Genomic DNA, 6,158 nt, shown 5'->3' with positions numbered 1-6,158 from the left:
CCCCCGCGCCGCGCCGCCCCCCCCGCCCCCGTACGGGAACAGGAGGAGGACGGGCGGCCCGTGGACGGGAGGACCCGCACCTCAGGCCCTCGTCAGGCCGCCTTGCTGTCGCCGCCTGTCGGCGCCGCGGGCGTGGTGACCGCCCCGGTACCACCGTTGTCCGACATCATCAGGTTGAAGTCGTCACTGACCCCGTCCATGGCGTCGGTCAGGTCCTTCGACTTCATGCCGTTGGCGTCGTCGATGGTCTTGTACTTCTTCGCCAGCGTCCTGACGCCGTCCCTCAGATCGGTCAGACCGTTGCTGAGGTCGGTGAGCACCTTGAGGTACTGCGCCTTCAGACCGTCGTCGCCGTTCGTCCCCGTGACCTTCGTACGGATCGAGTTGGCGTGGTAGAAGGCGCCCGGCGCGACACTGACGGGCTTCAGCGCGTCGGACGCCGTCGTCAGCGGCTTGAGCAGCAGGTCCAGGTTGTCGGCGAACACCTTCATGGACGGTGTGTCGACCGACGTGCCCTTGCCGCTGCCGTCCTTCTTGGGAACGGCGGGCGGGGTGAATGGGGACGCGTCGGTGTACGTCCCGTGCCCCGTGCCGAGATCCGGCTTGCCGTCCCACTCCTGCGCCTTGTGCTCGGGCGGCGGAGGATCGGGCGGCAGTGTGCCGTCGAGTGTTCCGTATGTCATGACTCAGCCCTTCGAAAAGCCTGTCTTCGGCCTGTCGGTTCCCCCGGGGTCCCGGCTGGTGAAGCCGGAGCCGTCAGCCCTGCCAGAGGTTGACGCCCTGGCGCTCACCGTCGCTGTACGACTGGTTGATGTTGCCGAGCATCTGCGTGGCCTGGGTGGCCATGTTCTGCATGTCGGCCGCGGCGGAGTCCCACTTGGCCTTCACTTCCTGGTAGGTCGCCTGGGCGTCGCTGGTCCACTCGGCCAGGTTCATCTTCGACTGGTCGTCCAGGTTCTGGAGCGTGCCCTGGATCTTCTGGGTGATGGCCTGCATCTCGCCGACGATGTAGTCGACCTGCTCCATCTGGACGGTGTACGTGGTCACTTGTGGCTCCTTGTTGCGGAACGTGACGGGTTGGGGACGAGGTGGTGTGCGCGGGTGGCGGCCCGGCACGCCGGAGTGCGCGCCGCGCGGTCACGGTGCGCACCCCGGGGGTCAGGAGGGGAAGCCCGCCAGACCGGAGAAGTTGCCGCCGGAGATCAGCTGCTGGACCTGGTTGGCCTGCTGCTGGGTGTCCTCGTGCGTGTTGGCGTACACGCCCGTGTTGGACTGGAGCTTCTCCAGCATCGTGCGGAGGGCGTTGTTGACGACGTTGAAGTCCTCGAGCCACTTCTCCATCGCGCCGCCGTAGATGTTGGCGGCCTGGCCGGTCCAGGAGGCGCGCAGCCCCTCGATCTGGCCGTCCATCTGCGAGTACGAGCTGGTGGACTCGTCGAGCGCGGTCTGGAAGCTGCCCTGGGCGGCCTTCATTCCGTCAATGTCGACAGCGGTGTTGTTGTTCGCCACCTTGATTCCTCTCGTGGTTGTCAGGAGCCGGTCCCGTGGTACGGGCCGCTGCTTCCTGTGTGCTGTACGGGCCCCACGGGCCAGTGCGGTACGCGTCCTTCGTCAGGCCGCCCTCATCGGGCCTCCCGCATCAGGTGCGCACCAGGGGTGGGGTGTCCTCCTGCCGGGGCGGCGCGTCCGCCGTCCCGGCAGTGGTCTGTGGGGGGCCGGCACCGGCGGGACCGGACGCGGTACGCGGCCCGTCCCCCGAACCGGTGTCGCCCGCGGGCGGGTTGGCGCCCTGCGGGCCCTGCTCGGCCTGGGGTCCCCGCGCATTCTGCGCGGCCTGGGCCGCCTGCTGCGTCCCGGCAGGCCTGGCGGGCGCACCGGCTGCCGCGCTCTGTGCGGGGCCCTGCGTGCTCGCGCGGTCCAGGTCGTCCGGTGTGACCGTACGGGTCCTGGCCAGCGCGGCGAGCCGTTCGGCCAGGCGGTGCGCCCCGTACGCGCCGCCCCCGGCCGGGCCCTCGGCGAACCGGTCCGCCATGGACCCGGCCGTCTCGGGGGCGAGCCGGAAGCCCAGTTCGGTCAGCCGCCGCTCCACCAGCTTCGCCAACTGCTCGGGGCCGTACGGGTCGAGCGGCAGAAAGGCGGCGAACGCCTGTGCCAGGTCGATGCGTTCGCGCATCAGGTCCATCAGGTGCGGCGGTCTGCCGAGCAGCACCACCGGGGTCTCAGGTACGGCGGCGACAGCACGGGCCAACGCGTCCAGCACGGCGGCACGTTCGGGCTCGGCGCGCCGGTCGAAGGCCGGGTCGATCTCGGGCATCAGGACGCCGCCGGCCGCCTCCTCGAAGGCCGCGGCGAGCACGAACCTGGGCTGCTCCGCCCACCGCACCGGCACCGAGGCCAGGGGGAGGTGGTGTACGGCCCCGGTCGGCACGACGCCCAGTTCGGCGAGGCTTCGCGCGTACAGCCGGGCGAGGGCGCGCCGGCCGGTGCCCGGCGGTGCCTCGAGCACGACATTGGCCAGGCCCCCGACGCGCTCACGCCGCTGCGTCCGCCGGGCGAGCAGGTCGAGCCGGGTGCGCAGTGCCTCGCGCGCCGCGTCCAGGCCGGTGAGGGCTGCCAGCCTGCGGATGCCGGGGCTGTCGGCGCGCGGCCGCGGCGCCCCGCCCTCGCCGCCCGCCTCGCCCGTACCGTCGCCGGACGGGTCGCCCAGGTCGAAGCCGGTGTCGGCGGCGGTCAGCATGGACAGTGACGCGTCGTCCTTCGGCGGGCTGGTCGCGAGCCGGGACGCCTGGTTGCTGATCATCTGCTCGAAGACCTGGCGCGCCACCCGCCCGTTGCCGAAGGTCGATGTCTTCGGCACGTCCTCGAAGTACCGCGTGAGCGCTTCGAGGGCGTCCTCGGTCAGCTCGTAGTAGTGCTTGGCGCACAGGCCCCGCAGGATGGTGACGAGTTCCTCGGGCGTGTAGTTGGGGAATTCGACCGTACGGGCGAACCGCGACGCCATGCCCGGGTTGGACGCGAGGAACTGGTCCATCTGCTCGGAGTACCCGGCGACGATGACGACGACCTCGTCACGGTGGTCCTCCATCATCTTCATCAGGGTCTCGACGGCCTCCTGGCCGAAGTCGGGCCCTGTGCCGCGCGACTGGTTGGTCAGGGTGTACGCCTCGTCGATGAACAGCACACCGCCGAGGGCCTTGTTGAACACCTCGGTGGTCTTGATCGCCGTACCGCCGATGATCTGCGCCACCAGGTCGGCGCGCGCCACCTCCACGATGTGGCCCTGGCTGAGGATGCCCAGCTCGGCGAGGACCGCGCCGTACAGCCGCGCCACCGTCGTCTTGCCGGTTCCCGGCGGCCCCGCGAACACCAGATGGCGGTTCATCGGCGGCATGGGCAGGCCCATCTCCATGCGCCGCTGCGTCATCTTGTTCAGGTTGATCAGGCCGGTGACTTCCTTCTTGACGCTCTCCAGGCCGACCAGGCCCTCCAGTTCGGCGAGCGGTCCCGTGCCGGTGTGGTGGGCGAGGGCCTGGCCGCCGCCCTGCTCCGCCTCGCGCTCCCCGGCCGCGTCCGGGCCCTCGGGGCCCGCCGCGCCCGTACCGGAGCCGTCCGTACCGGAGCCGTCCTGCCCGCCGCCGGTCTCCAGCCGCTCCACCGACACGTGCGGGCCCGCCGTGAGCTGGTGCACGGGGCGGCCGCCGTTGTCGCGGATCTCGCAGTCGTGGACGGTGACGGGTTCCTCGGTGTTGCAGCGGACGCCGTCGCCCGCGTTGTCGAACACGACGCAGTGGGACAGCTCGGCGCGGGACGACGCCTGGATGTTCACGCCGTGGCCGCGCGCGCCGGTCACACGGGAGCCGACCGCGCTCAGCGCGCCGCCGTTGAACAGCCGCACGCCGTCCGTCTCGGAACCCGTGAACTCGCTCTCGCGGGACGTCAGTTCGGCCTCCGCGCCGACAAGCGCACCGCATTCGAGCAGCGCGCACGCCTCCAGTACCGCGGACGCGCCGCCCGCGAGCTCGATGCCCGCACCGCCGGTGCCGCCGCGCGCGCCGGCCGACGCGCCGCCCGTGGAACGGAGTTTCACGTGCGAGAGCGTGCCCTCGGACTTCTCGTCGAGCAGCACGGCCGCCTGGCCCGCCGCGATCTCGCCCGTACGTACCGACAGGGTCGACGCACCGCGTGCCACCACGCCCGCGCCCGAGCCGCCCGACACCGTCAGGCCCTCCACCCGGGCCGTCGCCGCGTCCGTGAGCTGGAGGGCCGCGCCGCTCGCGTCCCGCACGCTCAGCGCGGCGAACACCGCCTCGCTGCGCGCCTCCACCGCCACCCCGACCGGGGTCCCGGTGACGACGCAGTCCTCGAGGCGGGGCCTGGACGCGCCCGTCACCTGCACACCGACGGCCGCCGCGCCGTCCACGGTGCAGCCGCGCAGCAGCGGCGCCGCGCCCCCGCTGATGTGCACGGCCTGGCCGCCGGAGCCGGTGAACGCGCACTCGGCGAGCACGGTCTCGCCGGTGCTCGTGAGGTACGCGTCGAGCGCGGCGCTGCCGCTCACCGCGACCTTCCGCAGCTCGGCCGTGGCCTGCTGCTCGACGGCGAGCGCGGGCTTGCCGCTGCCGTCGATCCGGGTCGCCTCGACCACCGCCACCGCACGGCCGTTGACGCACACACCGTTGCCGCGCGCGTTGGTCAGTGCGCACTCGCGCACCGTGAGCCGGCCCGCTTCCGCGACCACCACCGCCGAGGAGCCGGCGTCGGCGATCTCCGAGCCCTCCAGCACGTTCGCGCCGCCCGACGTCACCACGACGCCCGCGCCCTGCGTGTTGGTGACCCGGCAGGCGCGCAGCGCCAGCACACCGTCCTGCCACGCGAGCACCGCGGCCCAGGCCGCGCCGGCCAGGGTGCAGCCGTCGAGGGCCGCCTGCCCGCGCCGTACGTCGAGGACCGGCGCCTCGGGGTCCGATCCGGACAACGCGAGCCCGGACAGCTGCACTTCGGCGTCCACGACGACCGTCGTACCCGCGGCGGAGTGGACCTCGACCCCGCTGCGGTTCTCCGCCACGAGGCTGACCGGCCTGGTGATGTGCAGGGCCTCCTCGTAGCGGCCGGGCGCGACCGTGATCAGCGCCCCGTCTCTGGCATCGGCCAGCGCCTGCGCGATGGACCGGTGCGCACCGGGTCGGTCCGGTGAGACCAACAGGACTTGCCGGCTCACGGCTTCGCTCCCTCGTTGCGTACGGACGGCACCTTGCGGCCCGGGGCCCGGCCCGAGACCAGGCCGGGGGCCCAGCCGCTGCCGGGCAGGGCGTCGCCGCCCTCACCGGCCTCGCCCGGCGTCCCGGCGGACTTGTCGCTCTTCCCCGCGGGCTTCTCCGACGTCGCGGCGGCCTTCAGGGTCTGTTCCACGACCTCGACGGCCTGTTCCAGCCCGGCGAGTGCGATGTCGTCCAGGGGCACGCGCGCCACGTCGACACGGCCGTCCTCACCGATCTCGCTGGGCAGCAGTTCCCGCAGCAGCACCGTCGGCCTGCCGCCGTCGCCGTCACCGTCCACACCGCGCAGCACCTTGAAGCTGGTGCCGGGCACGAAGACGATCTGGTCCGAGCGGGCCGGGTCGACCAGGACGGTCCTGCGGGCCGTCATCGACCAGATGAGGAAGTCGGTGTCGCCGTCCCCGGCCTCCGCGACATTGGTGCGGGCCGCGCAGAACCCCCACTCGGTGACGAGCCTTCCCTCGCGGAACCAGGCGCGCTCGGCGCCGGTGGCGGAGATGCGCAGCAGCGCCGGGCCCCGGTAGGAGGGCAGCCTGCGCAGCCCGGACGCCACGCAGCGGGCGAGCGGCACGTGCGGGCCCACGGTCGCGGACCGCACCGCGCGGTCGACCTGGCCGCTGTCGCCCGTCAGGTACAGCTTCACGGCGACGAGGTCGGTCAGCGCCTCCGCCGCGTCGGCGCGCGAGGCGCCGCGCAGGCCGGGGGACTCGGACATGACGCGCGAGACGGACCCGGCGACGGCGTGGTACTGGGCGCTGAACGTGCGGCGCACCCAGTCGCGCTCCTTGCCGACCTCGCGGTCGCCCGGCGCCGAGCTGGCCGCCGCCGTCGGCGCGGGCTGCACCCGCACCGCGGTCGAGCGCGGGGCGGGCGGGGCCTCGG

4 protein-coding genes and 1 pseudogene are annotated in these 6,158 nt (G+C 73.0%); all 5 read right to left on the bottom strand.

Going from position 1 to position 6,158, the window contains the following annotated elements:
* Positions 1 to 92 precede the first annotated feature (92 nt).
* A complete protein-coding gene (locus LCE31_RS35055) occupies positions 93 to 683 on the bottom strand; it encodes a hypothetical protein (RefSeq protein WP_225021775.1) in 591 nt (196 codons plus the stop codon).
* Between the two features lie 73 nt (positions 684 to 756).
* A complete protein-coding gene (locus LCE31_RS35050; RefSeq protein ID WP_225021773.1) occupies positions 757 to 1,047 on the bottom strand; it encodes a WXG100 family type VII secretion target in 291 nt (96 codons plus the stop codon).
* Positions 1,048 to 1,158: 111 nt separating this feature from the next.
* Positions 1,159 to 1,509, bottom strand: coding sequence for a WXG100 family type VII secretion target (locus LCE31_RS35045; protein ID WP_225021770.1), 351 nt, complete (start codon positions 1,507 to 1,509; stop codon positions 1,159 to 1,161).
* A gap of 130 nt (positions 1,510 to 1,639) precedes the next feature.
* Complete coding sequence (locus LCE31_RS35040) at positions 1,640 to 5,218, bottom strand: right-handed parallel beta-helix repeat-containing protein (RefSeq protein WP_225021768.1); 3,579 nt, start codon at positions 5,216 to 5,218, stop codon at positions 1,640 to 1,642.
* Positions 5,215 to 6,158: pseudogene (locus LCE31_RS35035) on the bottom strand (hypothetical protein); the annotation flags it as partial. The gene LCE31_RS35040 and the pseudogene LCE31_RS35035, both read right to left, overlap by 4 nt.

Source organism: Streptomyces sp. 8L, assembly GCF_020176795.1.
In the GTDB taxonomy this organism is placed as follows: domain Bacteria; phylum Actinomycetota; class Actinomycetes; order Streptomycetales; family Streptomycetaceae; genus Streptomyces.
The sequence above is the reverse complement of the archived record's forward strand: the minus strand, read 5'-3'. Positions and strand labels throughout refer to the sequence as shown.